This is a genomic window from Acidovorax sp. DW039 (genome assembly GCF_037101375.1).
Classification (GTDB): Bacteria; Pseudomonadota; Gammaproteobacteria; order Burkholderiales; family Burkholderiaceae_C; genus Acidovorax.
In genome coordinates this window covers 4,048,216-4,070,116 of the sequence record NZ_AP029019.1, presented here as the reverse complement: position 1 = coordinate 4,070,116, position 21,901 = coordinate 4,048,216, and the positions used below count along the sequence as shown (strand labels likewise).

Sequence of the window (21,901 nt, the reverse complement as noted above, 5' to 3'; positions counted from 1 at the left end):
AGATTTCGTTACAGACACTTGATCGATTTGCCTTTTCTGACCTATGACCGACAGTCCCAGCACCATCACAGCCAGCGGCATCAGCCATGTGGATGCGCTGCCGCCCGGGACCCGGCTGGCTGAGTTTGAAATTCTTGGCTTGTTGGGGGTTGGTGGTTTTGGAATGGTCTACAAAGCCTTTGACCATTCGCTGCACCGTGCGGTGGCGATCAAGGAATACATGCCTTCCGCCCTTGCAGGGCGCGCGCAGGGGCAGTCCTTATGGGTGCGGTCTTCGTCGGATCAGCAAACCTTTCAGGCGGGCTTGGCATCGTTTGTGGGCGAGGCGCGCTTGCTTGCCCAGTTTGACCATCCTTCGCTGGTGAAGGTGTTTCGTTTCTGGGAGGCCAACAACACCGCTTACATGGTCATGCCGCTGTACAGCGGCATGACTTTCAAGCAGGCGCGTGCGCAGATGCGCACTCCGCCGCCTGAGGTGTGGTTGCGCAAGGTCCTGTGGTCGGTACTGGGGGCGCTGCGGGTGTTGCATGAGGGCAATACCCTGCACCGTGACATCTCGCCTGACAACATCTTTTTGCAGGACTACGGCCCCCCGGTGTTGCTGGACCTGGGGGCCGCTCGCCATGCGATCAATGACCAGGGGCGTCAGCATACGGCGGTACTGAAGGTCAACTACGCTCCGATTGAGCAGTATTCAGAAGCAGATCAGGACCTGCGGCAAGGCCCGTGGAGTGACCTTTATTCGTTGGCTGCCGTCGTTCATGGCTGCCTTTGCAACGACACGCCACTTCCCGCCACGCTGCGTTCGATCCGTGATCGCATGGTGCCTTTCTCGCGTGTGGCCAAAACGGTCAAGCGGCAGTTTGGGGTGGAATATTCACCAGCTTTTGTGGCCGCCATCTCTCAGGCGCTTTCCTTGCGGCCGGAGGGACGTCCTCAGAGTATTGATGCATTTCTTGAGCTGATGGACATGGTCCATGCGCCAGACGACATCAATGAGTTTGACTTTCGTGCTGATCTAGGTGACATCTGGGTGGAACCCGCAGACCAGCCCGGCCCTGGGCTGGTGACTCCGACTGTGGATGTGACTTCTGCGCCGAAGGCTGTTGCCGAAATTCAGGCCCAGACCGAAAAAGCGCTTGCTTCGTCTGAAGGCGCCAATGCTGGCGCTGAGTCTCATACCCGTGAGGTGAGCATTGCGCAAGACGCAGCAGACACGCGCAGCGGCCCAGACACCGTGGTCGTGGACATGGCGGACACCGTGTTCATGGATCCGGGCGATACGGTTTCTCCCGACCCGGATGCTGTGGAGTTGCCCAAAGCCAGTAGCCGACCTAGCCTGGAATCGAAGGAGCGTGACAGCAGACCCGCCAGCCGTTCGGAAGGGGGCCGACGCTCTCGCCGCGCGACTGGAGCATCCCGCACGCGTCGCGTTCGGTGGGGCATCGCATTGGCTGCCACTCTTTTGGCGTTTGCTGCGGCGGCTTGGTGGGGCCAGCACCGCAAGGCGCCTCCGAAGGACGACATCATTACCGAATTGGCCTCAGATTCGGTGCCCGTTCCGCTGCCCGAGGCCTCTGCGCCTGATGTGGTGGCATCAGAGCCTACATTGGAGGCCAGTGACGCTGCCTCTGCTTCCGCCTCCGCTGTGGTGGAGCTGCCATTGCAGGCGGTGCCCGCTCCAGCAACACCCGCTTCCAAACCCGCGGCCCGGAATGCTTCCAAAAAGACGCAAGCTGAACCTGCACCCGTTCCGGTAGTGGTTGAGGCACCCCCTCCACCACCGCCCCCTCCGGTGGAAGTCAAGCCCAAGCCAGCTCCCGTGCGGGTTCCCACGCCCCAGGAGGTATGTGCCAACGCCAGCTTCCTTGCCAAGCCCATGTGCATTCATCAGGAATGTCAGAAGCCCTCGCAGGCGGGATTGGCGATTTGTGTGGAAACTCGCAAGCGATACGAGGCGGAGGAGCAGCGGGCGCGTCAGATGGCTAACTGAGCGCTGTCAGTCTTCATCAGACCGGATGAGCGCTTTGACGGTACGCCCAAATCGAATCGAGTGGCCGCTTGCTGCGGCTACGGGATAAATCGTATAATAAAAGGCTTCGCAGCGATTTAGCGGCCCCGCGGCGAATACTTAAAGCCACCTAAGAGGCTTCCTTCAGAGAAGCACCGACCGTGGAAAAGGGCCCTCAAACCACCTCTTGAAAAGAGAATCTCATGTCTACATTCAGCGCAAAGCCCGCTGAGGTTGTGCACGAGTGGTTTGTGATTGACGCGACCAACAAGGTCCTCGGACGAGTAGCCAGCGAAGTTGCTCTCCGTTTGCGCGGCAAACACAAGGCCATTTACACGCCTCACGTCGATACTGGTGACTTCATTGTTGTGATCAACGCAGCACAACTGAAGGTAACCGGCACCAAGTCCCTGGACAAGGTGTACTACCGCCACTCTGGTTATCCAGGCGGTATTACGGCTACCAACTTCCGCGATATGCAAGCCAAGCACCCCGGCCGTGCTTTGGAAAAGGCTGTCAAGGGCATGCTTCCCAAGGGTCCCCTGGGTTACGCAATGATCAAGAAACTCAAGGTGTACGGTGGTGCTGAGCATCCGCACACCGCCCAGCAACCCAAAGTGCTGGAAATCTAAGGAGCCTTGAGATGATTGGTGAATGGAACAATGGCACCGGCCGTCGCAAGTCCAGCGTCGCCCGCGTGTTTCTGAAAAAAGGCTCTGGCAAGATCACTGTGAACGGCAAGGACATCCAGTCCTATTTTGGCCGTGAAACATCGATCATGATCGCCAAGCAACCTCTGGTGCTGACCAACCATGTCGAAACCTTCGACATCCAAGTCAATGTGCACGGTGGTGGCGAATCTGGCCAAGCGGGTGCAACCCGTCACGGTATCACTCGTGCCCTGATCGACTACGATGCGACCCTCAAGTCGGCACTGAGCCAAGCTGGCTTCGTGACCCGTGACGCTCGTGAAGTGGAACGTAAGAAGGTTGGTCTGCACTCTGCCCGTCGTGCAAAGCAGTTCTCGAAGCGTTAATCGTCAGAGTCTTGCGATGCGCAGCTGGTGCTGCAAATCAGAAAAGCCGCCCTCGGGCGGCTTTTTTTCGTTTATGGTGCGCTCTTTGTTGAATTGAATCGAACTCCATGCGTCTGCGTTTGCTTCGCCGTCGGTTGACCATCAGTGCCCCCCGGGTTGCTATTCGTAGTGCGTTACCTTGGCCCCTGCGCTGGCTGGTCTTTGCCCTGGTATTGGGGCTCAGCTGTGCGGCGGCGTTGTGGGCGTTCGAGTTTGGAAAAACGATTGCCGGTCTCGAATCTGCGTCTCGGGAAGAAGTTCTGCGGTTGCGCTCTGAGCTGGAGCAACTGAGGGAGCAGTCTTCCCAGCGTCAGCTTCTGTCCGAGACGGCAGAGAGCCTCTTGGCTGCCGATCGTGCGACTTTGGAGCGCCTGACAGCCCAGGTCAAACAGCTGGAGTCTGAAAACCGCATGCTGCGCGACGATCTGGGTTTTTTTGAAAAGCTGATGCCTGCAGCCAAGGGAGACGGCTTGGCCATCAGGGGGTTTCAGGCGGAGGTGCTCGCCGGAGTTCAACTGCGTTGGCAGATGCTGGTGATTCAATCGGCTGCGCGCAATGCGCCAGAGTTCAAGGGGCGGGTTGAGTTGACAGCGGCTGGCTTGAAGGAAGGCAAACCCTGGTCCCAGGCCATTCCCGCCGAGGGCAAGGCGCTGCAGTTCAAGCAGTACCGGCGCATCGAAGAGATACTCACGCTCCCCCCCAATGTCGTGGTAAAAACTGTTACTGCACGTGTCCTGGAGGGGCAGACTGTTCGTGCATCTCAAACCATCGAACTGGATTGATGGCTCGCCGTGGCAGGACTCATGCTGTTCCTGCCTACCTAATGATTCGTTGTTGATTGGCGTCTCGGCCATGGTTCCCATGGGTAATCCGTCGCCGTCCTGGAGGAGTTCCCTATGTTCAAGAGCAAGAAGCAGCCGCCCATCAAAAGTCTGGTGGCCCATGGGACACGGATTGAGGGAAATGTACTGTTTGAGGAAGGTATCCGGATTGATGGTGACGTGATTGGCGATATCCGTGCCGCGCTGGAGCAGCCTAGCATCCTGGTGATTTCCGAAACTGCGCGTGTGGAAGGCGGCGTGTATGCCGACCATGTCATCATCAATGGATCGGTGGATGGGCCCGTGCACGCAGCAGAACTGCTCGAACTGCAGCCCAAGGCGCGGATCACTGGCAACGTGCATTACCGGGCGCTTGAGATGCACCAGGGGGCCACTATTGCGGGGCAGCTATTTCCCTCGGCTGTTCTGATCGAAGAAAAGGCCCCACTCAAGTTAGCGTCAAGCAATCAATAGTCGCCGTGGCGGCGGGGGTTGCAGTACCATCACGCCAAATATTGATTTGGAGCTTCCCATGAGCGCTGTTGCAGACAACGTCCAGACCGAGATGCCGGCCCCCATTGTGTTTACGGACAGTGCGGCGGCCAAAGTGGCAGATTTGATTGCCGAAGAAGGTAACCCCGACCTGAAGCTGCGCGTCTTCGTGCAAGGCGGTGGCTGTTCGGGTTTTCAGTACGGCTTTACTTTTGATGAGATCACCAACGAAGACGATACGACCATGACCAAAAATGGCGTCTCGCTGCTGATTGATGCGATGAGCTACCAGTATCTGGTGGGTGCAGAGATCGACTACAAGGAAGACCTGCAGGGCGCTCAGTTTGTCATCAAGAACCCCAACGCCACGACCACTTGCGGTTGCGGTTCGAGCTTTTCGACCTGAGAGCGTTGATTTGGTAATAGGCCCTGGGCACTTAACGCCGGGGCTTACGCGGGGTAAATAGCCCCCAAAACACGGGCGCCTCTGGCGCCCGTGACGCTTTGGAGATTGCCTGGAAGTCCCAAAAGGGCCTGACGCGCAAGCCATGCGAAAGCGCTGGCTTCCACCTGCATGGCGGGCAGGCCCAACGCATCCGTTGGGCGCACCTGTAATGCTGGATGCAGGTGCTGAAGGCGCTCCATCAGGTAGGTGTTCAGCGCTCCGCCCCCACACACCGCAAGAACACGGGCGTTGGCGGCAAAAACCCGCGTAGCCTGTGCGCAAGCCTGCGCCGTGAATTCTGTCAGCGTCGCCTGCACGTCTGCCGGAGCCATGTGTGCATGCGGCCCCAACTGCCCTGCCAGCCAGGTCGGGTTGAAAAGGTCTCGGCCCGTGCTTTTGGGCGGAGCTTTTTGCAGGAAGGGCTCTTGGAGCAGCTGGTTCAGCAAGGCCGGAGCAACATTGCCTGTGCGGGCCCATTGGCCGCCGATGTCAAACGGCTGACCTGTGTGCTCCTGGCACCAATAATCCATCAATGCATTGCCTGGGCCGCAGTCAAACCCTGAAACGGCACCGTCGTGGCAAAGCACGCTGAGGTTGGAGATGCCTCCGATATTGAGAACCAGAACGGTCTCTGTGGCGCTGCCAAAGACGCCTTGATGAAACGCCGGCACCAGCGGGGCTCCTTGGCCGCCAGCCGCCACGTCACGGCTTCGGAAATCAGCGACTACAGGAATTCCGGAACGCTCTGCCAGCAACGCGGGGTTTTGCAGCTGCAAGGTGTAGCCCGTGGCGTCAAATTCCTGGGGGCGATGGCGTACCGTTTGCCCGTGTGCTCCTATGGCACGAACCGTTTCGCGCTCCGTGCCACTCTGGCGAAGCAGCTGGTCTACCAGGTCAGCGTAAGTCCGGCTGACGGCATTCCCAGCCAGTGCAGCACGGTGCAATTCGTTGTTGCCAGGACTGTTGAGCGCCAGCAGTTCTGCCCGAAGGGAGTCTGGAAAGGGTGCAAAACAATGCGCGATCACCTCAAGCGGCTTCGCAGCGAAGTCCACCAACACGGCATCCGCGCCATCCAGAGACGTTCCGGACATCAGTCCGATGAATAGCTCACGCATGCGTGTCAGAGGCCTGCATTCATGCGGGCCTGGTAGAGGTCACTGGGCGCTGGCTTGCTGAATCAGCTCTGCCGCGGAGAGCTGGGTGCGCATGGAGGAGGCCAAGCGGTCGAATGCGGGGCGTGCTGCCGCAGATACGGGGGCTGCTGCCTCGCTTTGCTGGGCAATGGTTTGAGGATCCTGGTGCTGCCCGTTGATGCGGAACTCAAAGTGCAGATGGGGTCCTGTGGCCCAGCCTGTAGCGCCGACCGCACCCACCGTCTGCCCCTGCGACACCGATTGGCCGTTTTTCACGTCAATGCGGCTCAAGTGGGCGTATACGGTGACGTGCTGATTGCGGTGCTTGATGAAAACGACATTTCCAAACCCGTTTTGCACACCGGCGAACTCCACGACACCGTCGCCCACCGTGCGCACAGGGGTGCCGGTCGGTGCGGCGTAATCAGTGCCCAGGTGGGCGCGCCATGTTTGCAGGATGGGATGCAGGCGCATCTTGAAGCCGCTGGTGACGCGCGAAAACTCCACTGGCGAGGCAAGGTATGCGCGGCGCATGCTTTCGCCTTCCAGCGTGTAATAAGCGCCCTTGTTGCTCTCGCTTTCCTGGAACCAGACGGCCTGGTGGGTTTTGCCGTTATTGCGAAATTCTGCGCTCAGCACGCGCCCGCTGCGCAGGGGCTCGCCATCGGCCTCAAGGGTTTCGTACACCACGGCAAAACGGTCTTCCTTGCGCAAGGAGCGATGGAAATCGATGTTGCCGGAAAAGATTTCTGCGACCTGAACTGCCACCGCATCGGGGATGTTGGCGGCATCGGTCGCGGCAAACAGCGAACTGCGGATGACGCCCCCTGCCAGGCGCGTGCCTTTGGTCAGAGGCGCGGTCTCAATACGCGAATTGAAGCCATCGTCCTTGCGCTCGACCACCAGTCGGCGGAAGGTTCCACCATCGTCAGGAGCCCAGCGTGCTGTCAGGCGCACCAGACGGTGGTCATCGGTGGTTTCGGCTGAAACCATGCGACCCGTGCGGCCCAGCAGGTTCTGGCGCACAGCGTTGTCGCTGCGCAAAAATGCGGCAGCGGCAGGGTCTGCCACCCCCATGCGCTGCAGCAGGGACTCGGCCGTATCGCTGCTGCGTGTTTGTTCGGAGCGGAACAGGGAGAAGCCGGGGGCATCCAGCGCTTCCAGTGCGACGTTCTCTGCAAGCGACTCCACCGGATAGCTCACCATTTTGGTGGGCAGTTCTGCAGCGTCTGGGCCCAGGGACGCTACAGCGAAAGCACCGCCGCCGCCCGTCAGCAGCACGGCCGCGACGGCGGCAGTGATGCGTTTGGGATGTTGTTGTACGGTCTGGGACAGTCGATCAAGCAATGCCAAGCTGGCGGTGGTCAAGCCGTGAATCAATGTTCTATCCCCAGAATAGTTGTGCGTACGCAGGGCGCGCGGGCTTGAAGCCTGGCTGGAACCGGAAGCACAGAGATGGAAACGCTATCAATCTCGACCGGGGCTGCCCGGGCTGAGACGGCGGGCCTACTAGAATCCGCCTTTGCAATGGAGCCCGAGTATAGCGGCGCACGATCCCCAGACATCGAAAAAAACCCTTATGAATCAATCTGCTGTTACAACAAGCCCGCTGTCCGATGGTGTACGTCAGGCCCTCGAAATCTCGCTGCGCGGTGTGGACGAGTTGCTGCCGCAGGATGAGTGGGTCAAGAAGCTGGTTCGCTCCGAAACCACGGGCACACCCCTGCGTATCAAACTGGGGCTGGATCCTACGGCTCCCGACATCCACATCGGCCACACCGTGGTGCTGAACAAGATGCGCCAGTTGCAAGATCTGGGCCATCAGGTCATCTTTTTGATCGGTGACTTCACCAGCCTGATCGGTGACCCTTCTGGGCGCAACAGCACACGCCCGCCGCTCACCCCCGAGCAGATCAAGGTCAACGCAGAAACCTACTACAAGCAGGCCAGCCTGGTGCTGGACCCTGCCAAGACGGAAATTCGCTACAACAGCGAATGGAGTGAGCCGCTGGGCGCTTCCGGCATGATCCAGCTGGCAGCCAAGTACACCGTGGCGCGCATGATGGAGCGGGACGATTTCCACAAGCGCTTCACTTCGGGCCAGTCCATCAGCGTGCATGAGTTCCTGTACCCGCTGATGCAGGGTTATGACTCGGTGGCACTCAAGAGTGATCTGGAGCTGGGCGGCACCGACCAGAAGTTCAACCTGCTCATGGGGCGCCACCTGCAGCAGGAATATGGTCAGGAGCCGCAGTGCGTGCTCACCATGCCGTTGCTCGTGGGGCTGGACGGCGTGGACAAGATGTCCAAGTCCAAGAACAACTACATCGGTATTACCGAGGATGCCAACACCATGTTTGCCAAGGTGCTGTCGATTTCGGACACGCTGATGTGGGACTGGTACACCCTGCTGTCGTTCAAGAGCCTGCAAGAAATTGCCGCGCTCAAGGCCGAGGTGGCGAACGGGCGCAATCCCAAGGATGCCAAGGTGATGCTGGCCAAGGAGATCACCACCCGCTTTCACAGCGCGGCAGCGGCCGAGGCAGCAGAGCAGGACTTCATCAATCGCAGCAAGGGCGGCGTGCCGGACGAGATTCCGGAAGTGGCACTCAGCGGTGCCCCACTGGGCATTGGCGCGCTGCTCAAGCAAGCCAATCTGGCTCCTTCCACCAGCGAAGCCAACCGCCTGATCGATGGCGGCGGTGTGCGTGTGGATGGCAGCGTGGTCAGCGACAAAGGCCTGAAGCTGGAATCTGGTACGTATGTGGTGCAGGTGGGCAAGCGCAAGTTTGCCCGTGTAACGCTGGCTGCTTGATACAAAAATGGCTTGTAGCGCTTGCAGTAAAAGCGCAGCAAGCTATCAATTTTGTAGTGAATGATGGGTGGAACTTTGCCCGGTTCCACCCTCCCTCGGCCTTTCCAGGCCGCGCTCAGCGGCTCCCCGTCACTCAGTTGGTCTGTTGCTCTGCAAGAAGGCTGGTTTCCGGGCTGCCGACAACCTGGTCGCGCCCGGCGCGCTTACCCCGGTAAAGCGCCTTGTCCGCGCGGTGTACGGCATCCATCAGCGATTCGTCCTTGCCCAGAATGCTCACCCCCACGGTGACGGTCACCTGCAGCTCGGCAGAGCCCGTGGTGAAGGGGGCGGAGTTCACAGCCACCCGCAGCCGCTCTGCCAGCTGAAGGGCGCCCGCCTTGTCGGTATCGGGCAGCAGGATCAGAAACTCCTCACCGCCCCAGCGGCAGATGCTGTCGGACGAGCGCGTCACCCCCAGGGCCCGGCGGTGAAAGTCCTGCAGCACCAGATCACCCGCCTTGTGTCCGTGGGTATCGTTGATGCGCTTGAAGTGGTCGATATCGCACAGCAGCAGCGCCAGCGGTGGCTCTGTCTCGCCCGGCTTGGGTGGCCGGGCATGGCGCATGCGGTGCAGCTCGGCGCGGCCGATTTCCATCAGGCCCCTGCGGTTGATGGCTCCCGTCAGCGGGTCGGTGGATGCCTGCCGGGCTAGCGCCGCCTGCGCTTGCGTGACCACGTTGTAGTAACCACGCGAGAGGATGATGAACGCCAGCAGCAGCGTGACAATGTTCTGGTAGCGCAGCAGGTCTTGCAAGGTGCCGTTCAGCACGTAAAGCGGAGTGTTCTGGTCGCTCCACCCATCCAGCCCCAGGTAGATGGCCGAGAGGCACAGCGCAATGGTGTTCTTGAGCGTAGCGTGTTCGCTGGAAGACAGCATGGCGACCGGTATCACCGGCAGCATGAGGTAGTGAAAGCCCGTGTGCCAGCCGACAAAGACCGTCGCAGCAATGGCGTGCACCGTGATTTCACCGATCAGCAGCAGCGTGGCTGCCCGCAAATGTCCCTGCGGGCGGGACAGGTGAAAGGCCAGTGCATGGGTGGCCACACTGAGCACATTCAGCCAAGCCAGCCCATCCACCTGTGCCCACGCAAACAGGGCGATGTATAGGCTGTGCACCACCACGCACAGCGCAGACGCCTGCCGGATCAGCATCCGGAAGTTGTCGGTGGGTGGTGGGGCTGGGGTGTTCATGGCGTGGAGGGCGGGGCTTCTGAACTATCCGGCGTCTGGTTCAAAAAGGCGTCTGCCGCACGCCGCGCGTGGCAGAACAGGTCCGCAGAGTGTCTCTCTGTGCCGCGTCTTGCGGGCTGGTGTTTTCACGGGGCTGCAGTGTGGTCACGTCTTTGAACAGGTTGTGACGCAGCTTGTCAGTCCAGCTGATCCTGGGTGTCTGGGTCGGGCACGTCGCCAATGGCCGTGCGGGTAATTTGGGCCTGCGCTTGCAGCCAGGCGCAAAAAGCCTGCACCTCGGGCCTGTGCCCGCTGCGCGGGCCCAGCAGCAGCCAGTAGGCAAGGGGCGAGTCCAGCCGGTGGCGTGGCAGCACCTCCACCAGGTCACCCGAGGCCAGCGCGTCGGCAATCAGCGGCATGCGTGCCAGTGCCAGACCCTGGCCGCTGAGGGTGGCCTGCACGATCTGGTGGGCGTAGTTGAAGTAAATCCAGCGCTCGGGCTGGACCTGGGTGGTGCCAAACTGCTCAAACCAGCGGCGCCAGCTCAGCCACTCCAGGTGCTGGGTGCGGTAGGCATCTCCGGCCTCGATCAGGGTGAACCGCGCCACATCGGCAGGCGTGCGCACCGAGGGCTTGTTCTTGAGCAGCCAGGGGCTGCCCACCACCGCCAGCTGCTCGCCAAACAGACGGTGCGCGCCTTGCATTGGTGCGCCAGGCAGGGCGTAGCGGATGGCCAGGTCCACATCCGAGGTTTCCAGGTCCTGCTTTGCATCCGTGGCATCGATGCGGATGTCGATGCCTGGATGGTCGCGCTGGAACTCTTCCAAGCGCGGTATCAGCCACATCGAAGCGAAGCTGGCCCAGGTGGTGATGGAAACCAGCTTGCGCCCTGCACTCAGCCGCACCTGCCGCACGGCGCTGTCCACCCGCTCCAGCGCTGGCCCTACCGCGCGGTGCAACTGCGAGCCCGCGCTCGTCAACTCCACAGCCCGCGTGTGGCGCAGGAACAGGGGCACTCCCACTTCGTCCTCCAGCGCCTGGATCTGCCGACTGACCGCAGATTGGGTCAGTGCCAGCTCATCAGCGGCCGCGCGAAAGTTCAGATGCTTGGCCACCGCCAGAAAAGCCCGCCAGTGGCCTGCGCCCACCGGGCGGGAGCGGGGAATGGCTGGGGCGTTGTCGGCAGTGCTCATGGCTGGGTGAGGGTGTGAAGAGGGTGGTTGATTGATGCGCAGATGGAATCAATAGCGTAACGCCTTTTCATTGGACCGGGCATGCCAATCTGCGCACCATGGAGCCTGCACAACACCTCCTGTTGTCACTGATTTCCCAGCCATCCAGACAAGGAGCCCACCATGCAGACGCCCAGCTCACCCTCGCATCCATCCTCGCCCCTATCCTCTTTGGCCCCGCTGTCGTCCTCTTCGTCTTCCATGACTGACAAGGCGGCTCAACCTGGCGCAGAGACCCCTTCACCTGCCGGTTGCTGGCGGCTGGCACCCGGGCGGGCGCTTTCGCTCATGCCGCAAGTGCCCAGCACCTTGCACATTGTGCGCGGCAGGGTGTGGCTGACCACGGGGGATGCCGCTCCAGACCAGGTGCTGCCTGCGGGTGCCCGCATCACGGTGGAGCCTGGGCAGCATGTGGTGATGGAACCCTGGGCTGATGGACGCACCGCGCACCCCTCGCACGATGGGGCAGTGAGCTTCTGCTGGGATGCGTTGCCGCAAGCTCGCGTGGCCTCGCAGAGCCCGGTGGCGGGCCAGGTGCATGACTGGGAACGCAGCGTGGCAAAGCCCATGCGTGATCTGCTTCAGGCCCTGGCAGGTGCGGGCCGCGCCGTGGGGCAGGCCGGGGTCGATGTCTGCGTGGCTGTTGCGCGTCTGGCCGCAGGGGTGGCGCACTTTGCGTTTGCCTCCTTGGGGGCTGGGCAACCACGGCGGCACATGTCCGTTGTGCCGGAGACTGCAACTACGACTCCTTGTGCCTGCAAAGTGTCCTGATACTGTTTTTGGTAAATCGTGCTGCAGGGCAATGAAAATCAGCGCAAGGTGCTATGAAAGGTGTAGCGTAGCGTGAGGGGGCGATGCCCGTCTTGCCTCACAGCACCAGCTCTTTGCGCATGGCTTCAAACGCATCCAGCGCTGCAGCACCATCCAGTTGCTCCATGCGGGGCAGGGCGTCTTCGTCCTCCACCGTGCTGAAGGCCAGGCTGAACTGCTGAAAGCGTCGCGCGGGCAACGGCCCGTGGTGCAGCACTTCCACATTCATGTGGCGCGCATCGTTGCGTATGCGCTCCATCAGTTTGAGCACGGGGATTTGCGGCCCCTCCAGCTGCTGGCAGAACCGTTGTCCATCGAAGATGAGTAGGCCTGTGATTTCCAGCTGGGCATTGGCGTGGCGCGCCACGGCGGCGATTTCGGCCACGACCTGCAGGGGCTGGTCAGGGGCAAGCGTGCTCACGTAAAGCACTTCGTATAGATCAATGGAATGGTTCATATGCCCGACCCAATGTAGGCGGATGTCGTACAGCAAGCAATGTACTAAGACATAGTGATGCTGTTACCAACGGTGCGAAACGCGCTCAGCAACAGGGCTGCTGTGTGCCTAGAATCTGCGCACCATGAACACCCCATCACCAGCCTCATGCCCGCCCCACTGCCGGGATTGCAGGTTGCGCCGTACCGAGGCGTTCACCCCTCTCAAGCCCGAGCTGGTGGACTTCATCCAGAGTTTCCGCGCCGAAACTGCCACCGTGCCTGCGGGCAGCAGTGTGGTGCATGAAGGGCAGACCAACGCACGCCTGTTCACGCTCTATGCAGGCTGGGCATTTCGTTACAAGACGCTGAGCGATGGCCGCCGCCAGATCCTCAATTTTTTGCTGCCCGGCGACTTGGTGGGCCTGCAGCAGGAGTTTGACAGCGTGTCTCTGCATGGTGTGGAGGCGTTGACCGATTGCTCGCTGTGCGTCTTCCCGAACGACAGCCTCTGGGCTGTGTTCCGCGAGCATCCCCGCCTGGGCTACGACATCACCTGGCTCGCGGCCCACGAAGAGAGCCACGTAGACGACAACCTGCTGAGCACAGGGCGGCGCAATGCCACCGAGCGCGTGGCCATGCTGCTGGTGCATCTGTATCGCCGCATGGAACGCCTGGGGCTGGTGGAAGATGGCAGCGTGGCATTTCCTCTGAACCAGCAGCACATTGCCGATGCGCTGGGCCTCTCGCTGGTCCACACCAACAAGACCTTGCGACGCCTGTCGGCGCTGGGTTTGCACGAGCTGAAGAACGGACGGTTGCGCTTGCTCAACCCCCGTGCGCTGGCGCGCATTGCCGAGTATTACGACGCGGCTGAGCGGCCCAAGCCTTTGCTGTGAGCGGGCTGCCGGGTACGGCGTAACAGCTCCCGTCAAGCCACAACGCCAGCGCCGATAATCCGGCGCAGACCTTTGCTGCAGCGCCATCGTGCTGCCGCACCCCACCCACTGACGCATTCCATGACTCCACTCGACATCCTCATCATGGCGGCCGGCAAGGGCACGCGCATGAAAAGCCGCACCCCCAAAGTGCTGCAACGCCTGGCCGGGCGCCCCCTGCTGCACCATGTGCTGGACCAGGCTGCCCACCTGCAGGCCCGCAGCGCCATCGTCATCACGGGCCACGGTGCTACAGAAGTAGAAGCGGCTACCGCTGGATTCACGGGCGCTGCAGCCCATTTTGATCTGAAGTTTGTGCGGCAGGAGCCGCAATTGGGCACCGGCCATGCCGTGCAGCAGGCCGTGCCCCATCTGCCCGCGGATGGCACGGCGGTCGTACTCTCAGGCGATGTGCCTCTTACCCAAGCAGATACTTTGCGCGCCCTGGTGGCTGCCAGCGGTGGCGAGCGGCTGGCGCTGCTGACGGTGACCCTGCCTGACCCCACAGGCTACGGCCGCATCGTGCGCAATGCCGATGGCGCGGTGCAAGGCATCGTCGAGCACAAAGACGCCACCGATGCGCAGCGCGCCATTACCGAGGTCTACAGCGGCATCATGGCCGTGCCCGCGCGCCTGCTCACGCCCTGGCTGGCAAGGCTGACGAACAACAACGCGCAGGGCGAGTACTACCTGACCGACGTGGTCGCCATGGCAGTGGCCGACGGTGTGCCCGTGATGGCCCATCGCATCACCGATGCGCTGCAGGTGGCAGGCGTGAACAGCCCGCTGCAACTGGCCGAGCTGGAGCGAGCCCACCAACTGCGCCAGGCCTGTGCCTTGATGGAGCAGGGCGTGCGCCTGGCCGATCCTGCCCGCTTTGACCTCCGCGACGACACCCGCATCGGCGTGCGCGGTGAACTGGTGTGCGGGCAGGATGTGGAGATTGACGTGAACTGCGTCTTCACCGGCCGCGTGGAGCTGGGCGAGGGCGTGAGCATTGGCGCCAACTGCTGTATTTCCAATGCATGCATCGCGGCGGGCGCCGTCATCCATCCCTACACCCACATCGACGGCGAAAAGGCCGGCGCCACCGTGGGCGAAGGCGCGCTGATCGGCCCCTTTGCCCGCCTGCGCCCTGGTGCGCAACTGGGCCGCGAGGTTCACATCGGCAACTTTGTGGAGGTGAAGAACAGCACGCTGGCCGATGGTGCCAAGGCCAACCACCTGGCCTACCTGGGCGACGCCACGGTGGGCGAGCGCGTGAACTACGGCGCAGGCAGCATCACCGCCAACTACGACGGTGCGAACAAGCACCGCACCGTGATCGAGGCCGATGTGCACATCGGCAGCAACTGCGTGCTGGTGGCACCTGTGACCATTGGCGCGGGCGGCACGGTGGGCGGCGGCAGCACCATCACCAAGAGCACGGAGCCCGGCGCGTTGAGCGTGGCCCGTGGCAAGCAGATCAGCATTGCCAACTGGCCCCGCCCCACGAAGAAACCCAAGGCCTGACCCTGTGACGAGCGTGCCATGCAAGACGATGCCCTGACCCCCGAGCAACTGTGCGCTGCACTGGCCGCCAGCCAGCAGCAGATGGCCGACATGGCCGCTGCGCAGGAGGAGTTTGTGCGTGCCGTATCGCACGACCTGCGCGCGCCGCTGCGGCACATCACCTCCTACGGCAAGCTGGTGCGCGAGGTGCTGGGCGACTTGCCTGCCGATGTACGGGCCAGCGAGCCCTTGCAAGAAGCCCAGGGCTTTATCGGAACCATGGAGCAGTCGGCCCGCCGCATGGCGCTGATGCTGGACGGGCTGCTGGCCCTGTCCCGTGTTGGGAGAGCGCCTTTGCATCTGCAGCCGGTGGATTTGGCGCGCGCTGTGGCCCAGGCTCGGGAGGTCTTGTCTGCCACTTGGAGTGGACAGGCGGCCCCTGCCGTGCAATGGGATGTGGCAGCCGATTGGCCCACGGTGCATGCCGACCCCGCTTTGCTGCAAGAACTGCTGCAGCAGGTGCTGGGCAATGCGCTCAAGTTCAGCCAGCATCAATCCACCCCTTGCATCAATCTGCGCCCCGTGGCGGCGGAGCAGGGGGCAGGCTGGGTGGCGTGGGAGGTGCAGGACAACGGCGTGGGCTTCAACCCCCAGCGGGCGGCGAGTCTGTTTGGCATCTTCCAGCGCCTGCACCGCGAGACGGAATTTGAAGGTGTGGGCGCAGGCCTGGCCGTGTGCCGCGCCATCGCACAGCGCCACGGCGCAGTCATCACCGCTACGGCTGCGGTGGGGCAGGGCTGCACGGTGCGGGTGGAGTGGCCTGCCCCACCCGTTGTTTCGATGGATTGATGTGCTATTGAATCAGTAGCTGCCTGCGCTTATTTATCAAGCGCTAGCGGCACTTTTGTTTCAAACTTTGCGCGCTTGGTGCTGAAGAATGCCTTCACATTGCGCACATTGGCATCGGCCGTGAACAGCCGCTGCGACAGGGCCAGATACCCCGGCATGTCGCGGGTGTGCACCACCAGCACAAAGTCGGGTCCTGGCGACACGCGCCAGCACTGCTGCACTGCGTCCTCGGCTACGGCGCGGGCTTCAAACGCATCCAGCGCCTCTGCGCCCTGGCGGTCCAGGGTCACCTCCACAATGCACGCCAGGCCATGCCCCTGGATGGCCGCCAGCTTGTCGGGCTGCAGCAGGGCCACCTGGCGCTCAATCAGTCCGGCATCGTGCAGGCGCTTGACCCGCCGCAGGCAGGTGGGCGGGGACACATGCACCTTTTCTGCCAGGATCTGGTTGCTTTGGGCCGCATCCTGCTGCAGGAGGTTCAGCAGCTGCAGGTCGATGTCATCCAGGTTGATTGATTCCATATGTGGAGGTTTTGTGAATTTTAATTTCTTGATTTGTGTAGGCTGAAATTAAATTTCAAATACCGTTTTTAATCAATCTGAAATTTCCTTTGCTCCCGCCTACGATCCAGTCATCTTCTTGATCGGAGGCACCTATGTGCGGCATCGTCGGCGCAGTTTCCACGCGCAACATCGTTCCCATCCTTGTCCAGGGCCTGCAGCGCCTGGAATACCGCGGCTATGACTCGTGCGGTGTTGCGGTGCACGGGGCCAGTCTGGATGCAGCGCGCCACGGCACGCCCCAAGGCGGCCTGCTGCGCGCCCGCAGCACGGCCCGCGTGGCCGAGCTGCTGGAGCAGGTAAATACCGACCACATCGACGGCGCCACCGGCATTGCCCACACCCGCTGGGCCACGCACGGCGCGCCTGTGGTGCACAACGCTCACCCTCACTTCAGCCACGGCACCGGGGGTGAAGCCACCCAGCCCGGTCGCGTTGCACTGGTACACAACGGCATCATCGAGAACCATGAGGAACTGCGCCGCGCGCTGCAGGCCAAGGGCTACCACTTTGCCAGCCAGACCGATACCGAGGTCATTGCCCATCTGGTTGACAGCCTCTACAACGGTGACCTGTTCGAGGCCGTGCAGGCTGCCGTGGCCCAACTGCATGGTGCCTTTGCCATTGCCGTTATCCACAAGGACGAACCGCACCGCGTGGTGGGTGCGCGCGCTGGCTCGCCGCTGATCCTGGGTGTGGGCAAGGATGGTTCCGAACACTTTCTTGCCAGCGACGCCATGGCACTGGCTGGCGTGACGGACCAGATCATGTACCTGGAAGAGGGCGACCTGGTGGACCTGCAACTGGGCCGGTACTGGATTGTGGGCAAGGGCGGCGCATCGCTCACACTCGCACAACGCCCCGTGCGCACGGTGCTGGCCCACAGCGGCGCGGCCGAACTGGGGCCTTACCGCCACTACATGCAAAAGGAAATCTTCGAGCAGCCCCGCGCCATTGCCGACACGCTGGAAGGTGTGGAGAACATCGTGCCCGAGCTGTTTGACGGCGCAGGCCTGCATGGCGAGCCCGGCGCAGCAGCGTGGCGCGTGTTCAAGGAGATCGACAGTGTCCTTATCCTGGCCTGCGGCACCAGCTACTACAGCGGCTGCGCGGCCAAGTACTGGCTGGAAGGGATTGCAGGCATCCCCACCCAGGTGGAAGTCGCCAGCGAATACCGCTACCGCACCAGCGTACCCAACCCGCGCACTCTGGTGGTTACCATCAGCCAAAGCGGCGAGACCGCTGACACCCTGGCCGCACTGCGCCACGCACAAAGCCTTGGCATGCAGCACACCCTCACCATCTGCAACGTGGCCACCAGCGCCATGGTGCGTGAATGCAAACTGGCCTACATCACCCGTGCGGGGGTAGAGATTGGCGTGGCCAGCACCAAAGCCTTCACCACGCAACTGGCGGGCCTGTTCCTGCTGACGCTGGCCCTGGCGCAAAGCAAGGGCCGCCTGACCGAGGAGCAAGAGGCCGAGCACCTCAAGGCCATGCGCCATCTGCCTGTGGCCCTGCAAGGCGTGCTGGCGCTGGAGCCTCAAATCATCAGCTGGGCCGAAGACTTTGCCCGCATGGAAAACGCCCTGTTCCTGGGCCGGGGTCTGCACTACCCCATCGCGCTGGAAGGCGCACTCAAGCTCAAGGAAATCAGCTACATCCACGCCGAGGCCTACCCTGCAGGCGAACTCAAACACGGCCCCCTGGCCCTGGTGACCAGCGCCATGCCGGTGGTGACGGTGGCCCCCAACGACGCCCTGCTCGAAAAGCTCAAGAGCAATATGCAAGAGGTGCGCGCCCGCGCCGGTGTGCTCTACGTACTGGCCGACGCCGACACCCACATCGAAAGCGCCGAAGGCCTGCACGTCATCCGCATGCCAGAGCACTACGGTGCCCTCTCGCCGCTGCTGCATGTGGTGCCGCTGCAGCTGCTGGCCTACCACACTGCATGCGCACGGGGGACGGATGTGGATAAGCCTCGGAACCTGGCCAAGAGCGTCACAGTGGAGTGAGTTTGGGCTTGGGCTGCTGGTTCTGCGGCGTTTGGCTTGAAGAGACTTGAGCTCCGCCTAGCGAGTCCTGTTTACCGGCTGCGCAGCCAGCGCACCCATCGGTCACCCGTGAACTGCACGAGCGACACCAGGGCGATCAGTACTGCAATGACGATGAGCATGACCTGGGTATCAAAGCGCTGGTAGCCGTAGCGGATGGCCAAGTCGCCCAACCCTCCCGCCCCCACAGCGCCGGCCATGGCAGACGAGCTGATCAGAGCTACCAGGGTGATGGTGAAACCACCGACGATTCCTGGCAGCGCCTCGGGCAGGTAAACATGCCAGATGATGTGCCACTTGCGGCAGCCCATGGCCTGTGCTGCTTCGATCAGTCCTGGATCGACCTCGCGAAGGCTCACTTCGGCGATGCGAGCAAAGAACGGTGTAGCACTGATCGCCAGCGGCACGATGGCGGCCCACACACCGATGGTGGTGCCGGTGATCAGCCTCGTGAACGGGATCAATGCCACCAACAAAACGATGAAGGGTGTAGCCCGGAAGCCATTGACCACACTGCCCACGCTACGGTGGATGCGTGGCGATGCCAGAAAGCCGCCTGGGGCCGTCACGATCAGCAGGATGGCCAGAGGAATGCCTGCCACAAAAGCGATGCTGGCGGATATACCCACCATGGTGAGCGTGTCTGTCAGGGCCTGGATATAACGTTCAAAGGGAATGCTCAACGTCAGCGACATAGCCGATTACCTCGATGGAGTGGGCAATGGCATCAGGGCCTTGCACCAGGGAAGAAGCGTCTGGGATTGCTACGCCTGCGGGCAGCGACACGATCAGTCGGCCTTGTGCATGGCCGCGAATACGGTCGACACCGCCATGCAGCAGGCGCACAGGGCCTTGCAGCGCCGCGGTGATGCGGGCGAAGTCAGGCTCCAGACCGGCCACGCCTGTGTAGCTGAGTCTCAGCACACGCTGGGGACTACCGTTGGCAGGCGGCTCGGCCTGCAGCCTCGCCTGCAACTCGTCTGGTAGTCCGTGTTGCAAGGGCGCCAGCAGGGCTCGGGTGGCGTCGTGCTCAGGAGCGCCGAATACTCGCCACACCTCACCCCGCTCGGCGATACGTCCTTGCTCTAGCACCAGCACCTGGTCGGCAATTTCACGGATCACGCTCATCTCATGGGTGATGAGGATGATGGTGATGCCCAGCCGCTGGTTGATGTCACGCAGCAGCTGAAGGATGGAGTGGGTGGTCTCAGGATCTAGTGCAGAGGTCGCCTCATCGCACAGCAGAATTTCCGGACCGGTGGCGAGAGCCCGCGCAATGCCTACCCTCTGCTTTTGTCCACCCGACAGGCGTGCTGGATAGGTGTGGTGCTTGTCTTGCAGGCCCACCAGGGCCAGCAGCTCTTCGACCCGGCGGTGTACCTCGGCAGGACGCACGCCAGCCACCCGCAAGGGCAGCGCCACATTGTCGTATACCGTCTTGGCGGCCAGCAGGTTGAAGTGCTGGAAGATCATGCCAATGCGTCGGCGCAGGGCTACCAGCCCCTCGTCATCCAGGCCGGCAATATCCACGCCATCGACCAGCACACGTCCTGCTGTGGGGGATTCCAGCCGGTTGATGGTGCGCAGCAGGCTGGATTTGCCCGCTCCGCTGCGCCCGATGATGCCGAAGATGCTGCCGGCCGGGATGCTCAGACTGATGCTGTCCAAGGCAGCCACCGGCCCTGCAGAAGAGGCATACACCTTGCTCAGACCTTCGAAGACCACAGAGCCTGCGGGTGACGGAACAGGCTCTTGTCTATCGGTCTTAGCAGTGTCTTGCCGCGCTGGGCCGGAGAGCGCGTGGCTGGCGGCAGCCACAGGTGAGGAGCCTGAGGCTGTGCGCCACGCGGCGGGGGGATGTGGAGCGGCAATGAGTGTCATGGCGTCTTCCAGGGCAGCGTGTAGAGCTTGGAGTCGTTGTTAAAACGTGCGGAAACCACCTCGCGCACCTTGGCGGACTGCTGGAACAGTTTGATGAAGCGGGCTATCTTTGGATCTTGCGCACGATCCTTGCGGGCGACGAAGCCCATGGCATAGAAAGTGTCATCAATACCCGAATACAGCAAGGCTCGGCTTGCCTGCTCCTTCTTGCCAGCATTGACGAAATAGCTCGGCCAGACCACTGCCAGATCCACGTCCTGAAGGGAGTGGATGAGTTGCGGTCCTTCGATCTCGTAAAAGCGCAGTTTTTTCGGGTTCTCCACCACATCGTTCACGCTGGCCCCCACCGCATTACCCTGGCGCAGTTTGATGAGGCCAGCCTTCTGTAGCAAGAGCAGGCCGCGGCCTTGGTTCACCGGGTCATTGGCGACCGACACCTTAGCCCCCTCGGGAACGTCCTGCAGCCGCTGGATGCGATTGGAGTAAATGCCGATGTTCTGCAGTAAGCCCAGGCCCACCAGCTGCAAGGCATAGCCCCGTTCCTTGATGGCGTTGTTCAGAAAAGCCTGGTGTTGGAAGAAGTTCAGGTCAATGTCTCCGTTGTTCACGGCCTCGTTGGGCAATGTCCAATCGGTGAACTCGACCAGCTTCACCTCTAGGCCTTGCGCACGGGCTTCTGTGGCCACGGCTTCCACAGCGTCGGATGTTACGCCGGGTGTGGAGCCGATGCGGATCACGTCTGCCGAGTGTGCAGCCATCGCAGATGCAGCCAGCAGCCACCCCATGGCAGCCGCTTTGAAGTGTTGGGTGATGCTTTTCATTGTTGTGTCCAGGTCAGTACATACAGGCGCTTGTCACCGGCAAAAGCCTTGTCGATAGCGGCTTTCACGCCAGCAGAGTTTTGGAATACCTTTACGAACTTCTGGATGACTGCGTCCTTGGTTCGGTTGGCCTTCGTGACAAATTGGATGGCGAAACGCGCATCTTCGATACCTGAGTACGCGAGCCCGCTGGACGGATCAAACGCCTTGGAGGCCACGATGAAATGGGGATAGCCCTGTGCGAGATCGACGTCGCCTGTGATGCGCGCCAGCTGAGGGCCTTCCACCTCGACAAATTTCAGTTTCTTGGGGTTCTGTACGATGTCATCCAACGTGCCCAAAAAGCCGACACCGGGCTTCAGTGTGATCAAGCCGGCCTTTTGCAGCAGCAGCAGCCCCCGGCCCTGGTTCACCGGGTCGTTGGCCAAGCCAACCTTGCCACCCACAGGTATGTCGTTGATCGCTTTGTGCTTGAGGGAGTACAGACCAATGTTGGAGAGAAAGCTGGTGCCCGCGCTGGCCAGCTTGAAGCCGTTCTTCTGAATGGCGTTGTCCAGGAACGGTTGGTGTTGGAAGAAGTTGAGGTCCAGATCCCCTGAGTCCACTGCGACGTTGGGGGTCGTCCAGTCGGTGAATTCGGTGACGGTGATGTCGATGCCTTGCGCTTTGGCATCAGGAATGACGGCCGCGATGGCATCGGCGTAGACACCCGGCAGCACGCCGATGCGCAGTTTTTCTGCGGCATGGGCAGGCATTGCTGTGAGCGCAGAAAAAGCCAGTAATGGGGCGAGGGCGAGTAGGCGACGGTTCAATGGCATGGTGAGAAGG

22 protein-coding genes are annotated in these 21,901 nt (G+C 61.7%); 12 read left to right on the top strand and 10 right to left on the bottom strand.

The genetic code is table 11. The annotated features are described in order from the left end of the window. Positions 1-43 precede the first annotated feature (43 nt). The 6 genes from AACH87_RS18225 to erpA all read left to right on the top strand — a co-directional run bounded on the left by AACH87_RS18225 (position 44) and on the right by erpA (position 4,805). Positions 44-1,993, top strand: coding sequence for a serine/threonine-protein kinase (locus AACH87_RS18225; RefSeq protein WP_338795940.1), 1,950 nt, complete (start codon positions 44-46; stop codon positions 1,991-1,993). A gap of 221 nt (positions 1,994-2,214) precedes the next feature. Continuing rightward, positions 2,215-2,643: a 50S ribosomal protein L13 gene (rplM, locus tag AACH87_RS18220; RefSeq protein ID WP_338795939.1), complete on the top strand. Its 429-nt coding sequence runs from the start codon at positions 2,215-2,217 to the stop codon at positions 2,641-2,643. A gap of 11 nt (positions 2,644-2,654) precedes the next feature. Continuing rightward, positions 2,655-3,047 (top strand): 30S ribosomal protein S9, encoded by a 393-nt coding sequence (gene rpsI / locus AACH87_RS18215; protein WP_044396979.1) that lies wholly within the window; start codon positions 2,655-2,657, stop codon positions 3,045-3,047. A gap of 107 nt (positions 3,048-3,154) precedes the next feature. Next, positions 3,155-3,868 (top strand): DUF6776 family protein, encoded by a 714-nt coding sequence (locus AACH87_RS18210; protein ID WP_338795938.1) that lies wholly within the window; start codon positions 3,155-3,157, stop codon positions 3,866-3,868. A 114-nt stretch (positions 3,869-3,982) separates the two neighbouring features. Continuing rightward, positions 3,983-4,381 (top strand): polymer-forming cytoskeletal protein, encoded by a 399-nt coding sequence (locus tag AACH87_RS18205; RefSeq protein ID WP_338795937.1) that lies wholly within the window; start codon positions 3,983-3,985, stop codon positions 4,379-4,381. Positions 4,382-4,439: 58 nt separating this feature from the next. Then, positions 4,440-4,805, top strand: a complete 366-nt coding sequence (gene erpA, locus AACH87_RS18200) for an iron-sulfur cluster insertion protein ErpA (protein ID WP_338795936.1) — start codon at positions 4,440-4,442, stop codon at positions 4,803-4,805. A 44-nt stretch (positions 4,806-4,849) separates the two neighbouring features. On the opposite strand, the gene AACH87_RS18195 is transcribed toward erpA, so the two are convergent. After that, positions 4,850-5,959, bottom strand: a complete 1,110-nt coding sequence (locus tag AACH87_RS18195) for an anhydro-N-acetylmuramic acid kinase (protein WP_338795935.1) — start codon at positions 5,957-5,959, stop codon at positions 4,850-4,852. A 39-nt stretch (positions 5,960-5,998) separates the two neighbouring features. Then, positions 5,999-7,357 (bottom strand): M23 family metallopeptidase, encoded by a 1,359-nt coding sequence (locus tag AACH87_RS18190; protein WP_338795934.1) that lies wholly within the window; start codon positions 7,355-7,357, stop codon positions 5,999-6,001. Positions 7,358-7,556: 199 nt separating this feature from the next. On the opposite strand from AACH87_RS18190, the gene tyrS reads away from it, so the two are divergent. After that, on the top strand, positions 7,557-8,792 hold the full coding sequence (gene tyrS, locus AACH87_RS18185) for a tyrosine--tRNA ligase (RefSeq protein ID WP_338795933.1): 1,236 nt from the start codon (positions 7,557-7,559) through the stop codon (positions 8,790-8,792). Between the two features lie 133 nt (positions 8,793-8,925). Here tyrS and AACH87_RS18180 read toward each other — a convergent pair whose 3' ends face one another. Both AACH87_RS18180 and AACH87_RS18175 read right to left on the bottom strand, forming a co-directional pair. Beyond that, positions 8,926-10,023 (bottom strand): GGDEF domain-containing protein, encoded by a 1,098-nt coding sequence (locus AACH87_RS18180; RefSeq protein WP_338795932.1) that lies wholly within the window; start codon positions 10,021-10,023, stop codon positions 8,926-8,928. A 176-nt stretch (positions 10,024-10,199) separates the two neighbouring features. Beyond that, on the bottom strand, positions 10,200-11,195 hold the full coding sequence (locus AACH87_RS18175; RefSeq protein WP_338795931.1) for a LysR substrate-binding domain-containing protein: 996 nt from the start codon (positions 11,193-11,195) through the stop codon (positions 10,200-10,202). 162 nt (positions 11,196-11,357) lie between these two features. Between AACH87_RS18175 and AACH87_RS18170 the strand changes: the two genes are divergently transcribed. Further along, entirely contained in the window at positions 11,358-12,005 is a 648-nt protein-coding gene (locus tag AACH87_RS18170) for a DUF2917 domain-containing protein (protein WP_338795930.1), read from the top strand. A gap of 97 nt (positions 12,006-12,102) precedes the next feature. Here AACH87_RS18170 and AACH87_RS18165 read toward each other — a convergent pair whose 3' ends face one another. Continuing rightward, positions 12,103-12,501, bottom strand: coding sequence for a BLUF domain-containing protein (locus tag AACH87_RS18165; protein ID WP_338795929.1), 399 nt, complete (start codon positions 12,499-12,501; stop codon positions 12,103-12,105). 124 nt (positions 12,502-12,625) lie between these two features. On the opposite strand from AACH87_RS18165, the gene AACH87_RS18160 reads away from it, so the two are divergent. From AACH87_RS18160 to AACH87_RS18150, 3 genes are all read left to right on the top strand, one after another. Further along, a complete protein-coding gene (locus AACH87_RS18160) occupies positions 12,626-13,378 on the top strand; it encodes a Crp/Fnr family transcriptional regulator (RefSeq protein WP_338795928.1) in 753 nt (250 codons plus the stop codon). A gap of 120 nt (positions 13,379-13,498) precedes the next feature. Further along, entirely contained in the window at positions 13,499-14,929 is a 1,431-nt protein-coding gene (gene glmU / locus AACH87_RS18155) for a bifunctional UDP-N-acetylglucosamine diphosphorylase/glucosamine-1-phosphate N-acetyltransferase GlmU (protein ID WP_338795927.1), read from the top strand. Between the two features lie 18 nt (positions 14,930-14,947). Beyond that, entirely contained in the window at positions 14,948-15,757 is an 810-nt protein-coding gene (locus AACH87_RS18150) for an ATP-binding protein (RefSeq protein ID WP_338795926.1), read from the top strand. Between the two features lie 29 nt (positions 15,758-15,786). On the opposite strand, the gene AACH87_RS18145 is transcribed toward AACH87_RS18150, so the two are convergent. Then, positions 15,787-16,278 (bottom strand): Lrp/AsnC family transcriptional regulator, encoded by a 492-nt coding sequence (locus AACH87_RS18145; protein WP_338795925.1) that lies wholly within the window; start codon positions 16,276-16,278, stop codon positions 15,787-15,789. Between the two features lie 134 nt (positions 16,279-16,412). Between AACH87_RS18145 and glmS the strand changes: the two genes are divergently transcribed. Beyond that, entirely contained in the window at positions 16,413-18,332 is a 1,920-nt protein-coding gene (glmS, locus tag AACH87_RS18140) for a glutamine--fructose-6-phosphate transaminase (isomerizing) (protein WP_338795923.1), read from the top strand. Positions 18,333-18,403: 71 nt separating this feature from the next. Here glmS and AACH87_RS18135 read toward each other — a convergent pair whose 3' ends face one another. The 4 genes from AACH87_RS18135 to AACH87_RS18120 are packed head-to-tail and all read right to left on the bottom strand — an operon-like array spanning position 18,404 to position 21,891. After that, positions 18,404-19,066 carry a methionine ABC transporter permease gene (locus AACH87_RS18135; RefSeq protein ID WP_338795922.1) on the bottom strand — a complete coding sequence of 221 codons (663 nt, stop codon included), beginning with the start codon at positions 19,064-19,066 and terminating at the stop codon, positions 18,404-18,406. Then, complete coding sequence (locus AACH87_RS18130) at positions 19,038-20,252, bottom strand: ATP-binding cassette domain-containing protein (RefSeq protein WP_338795921.1); 1,215 nt, start codon at positions 20,250-20,252, stop codon at positions 19,038-19,040. Before AACH87_RS18130 ends, AACH87_RS18135 begins: the two co-directional genes overlap by 29 nt. Then, positions 20,249-21,073 (bottom strand): MetQ/NlpA family ABC transporter substrate-binding protein, encoded by an 825-nt coding sequence (locus AACH87_RS18125; RefSeq protein ID WP_338795920.1) that lies wholly within the window; start codon positions 21,071-21,073, stop codon positions 20,249-20,251. Before AACH87_RS18125 ends, AACH87_RS18130 begins: the two co-directional genes overlap by 4 nt. Further along, positions 21,070-21,891, bottom strand: coding sequence for a MetQ/NlpA family ABC transporter substrate-binding protein (locus AACH87_RS18120; RefSeq protein WP_338799009.1), 822 nt, complete (start codon positions 21,889-21,891; stop codon positions 21,070-21,072). Before AACH87_RS18120 ends, AACH87_RS18125 begins: the two co-directional genes overlap by 4 nt. Between the last annotated feature and the right edge of the window lie 10 nt (positions 21,892-21,901).

Coding starts and splice junctions, on each gene's coding strand:
- AACH87_RS18225 (WP_338795940.1), top strand. CDS start 44: ATGACCGACAGTCCCAGCACCATCACAGCCAGCGGCATCAGCCATGTG.
- rplM (WP_338795939.1), top strand. CDS start 2,215: ATGTCTACATTCAGCGCAAAGCCCGCTGAGGTTGTGCACGAGTGGTTT.
- rpsI (WP_044396979.1), top strand. CDS start 2,655: ATGATTGGTGAATGGAACAATGGCACCGGCCGTCGCAAGTCCAGCGTC.
- AACH87_RS18210 (WP_338795938.1), top strand. CDS start 3,155: ATGCGTCTGCGTTTGCTTCGCCGTCGGTTGACCATCAGTGCCCCCCGG.
- AACH87_RS18205 (WP_338795937.1), top strand. CDS start 3,983: ATGTTCAAGAGCAAGAAGCAGCCGCCCATCAAAAGTCTGGTGGCCCAT.
- erpA (WP_338795936.1), top strand. CDS start 4,440: ATGAGCGCTGTTGCAGACAACGTCCAGACCGAGATGCCGGCCCCCATT.
- AACH87_RS18195 (WP_338795935.1), bottom strand. CDS start 5,959: ATGCGTGAGCTATTCATCGGACTGATGTCCGGAACGTCTCTGGATGGC.
- tyrS (WP_338795933.1), top strand. CDS start 7,557: ATGAATCAATCTGCTGTTACAACAAGCCCGCTGTCCGATGGTGTACGT.
- AACH87_RS18180 (WP_338795932.1), bottom strand. CDS start 10,023: ATGAACACCCCAGCCCCACCACCCACCGACAACTTCCGGATGCTGATC.
- AACH87_RS18175 (WP_338795931.1), bottom strand. CDS start 11,195: ATGAGCACTGCCGACAACGCCCCAGCCATTCCCCGCTCCCGCCCGGTG.
- AACH87_RS18170 (WP_338795930.1), top strand. CDS start 11,358: ATGCAGACGCCCAGCTCACCCTCGCATCCATCCTCGCCCCTATCCTCT.
- AACH87_RS18165 (WP_338795929.1), bottom strand. CDS start 12,501: ATGAACCATTCCATTGATCTATACGAAGTGCTTTACGTGAGCACGCTT.
- AACH87_RS18160 (WP_338795928.1), top strand. CDS start 12,626: ATGAACACCCCATCACCAGCCTCATGCCCGCCCCACTGCCGGGATTGC.
- glmU (WP_338795927.1), top strand. CDS start 13,499: ATGACTCCACTCGACATCCTCATCATGGCGGCCGGCAAGGGCACGCGC.
- AACH87_RS18150 (WP_338795926.1), top strand. CDS start 14,948: ATGCAAGACGATGCCCTGACCCCCGAGCAACTGTGCGCTGCACTGGCC.
- AACH87_RS18145 (WP_338795925.1), bottom strand. CDS start 16,278: ATGGAATCAATCAACCTGGATGACATCGACCTGCAGCTGCTGAACCTC.
- glmS (WP_338795923.1), top strand. CDS start 16,413: ATGTGCGGCATCGTCGGCGCAGTTTCCACGCGCAACATCGTTCCCATC.
- AACH87_RS18135 (WP_338795922.1), bottom strand. CDS start 19,066: ATGTCGCTGACGTTGAGCATTCCCTTTGAACGTTATATCCAGGCCCTG.
- AACH87_RS18130 (WP_338795921.1), bottom strand. CDS start 20,252: ATGACACTCATTGCCGCTCCACATCCCCCCGCCGCGTGGCGCACAGCC.
- AACH87_RS18125 (WP_338795920.1), bottom strand. CDS start 21,073: ATGAAAAGCATCACCCAACACTTCAAAGCGGCTGCCATGGGGTGGCTG.
- AACH87_RS18120 (WP_338799009.1), bottom strand. CDS start 21,891: ATGCCATTGAACCGTCGCCTACTCGCCCTCGCCCCATTACTGGCTTTT.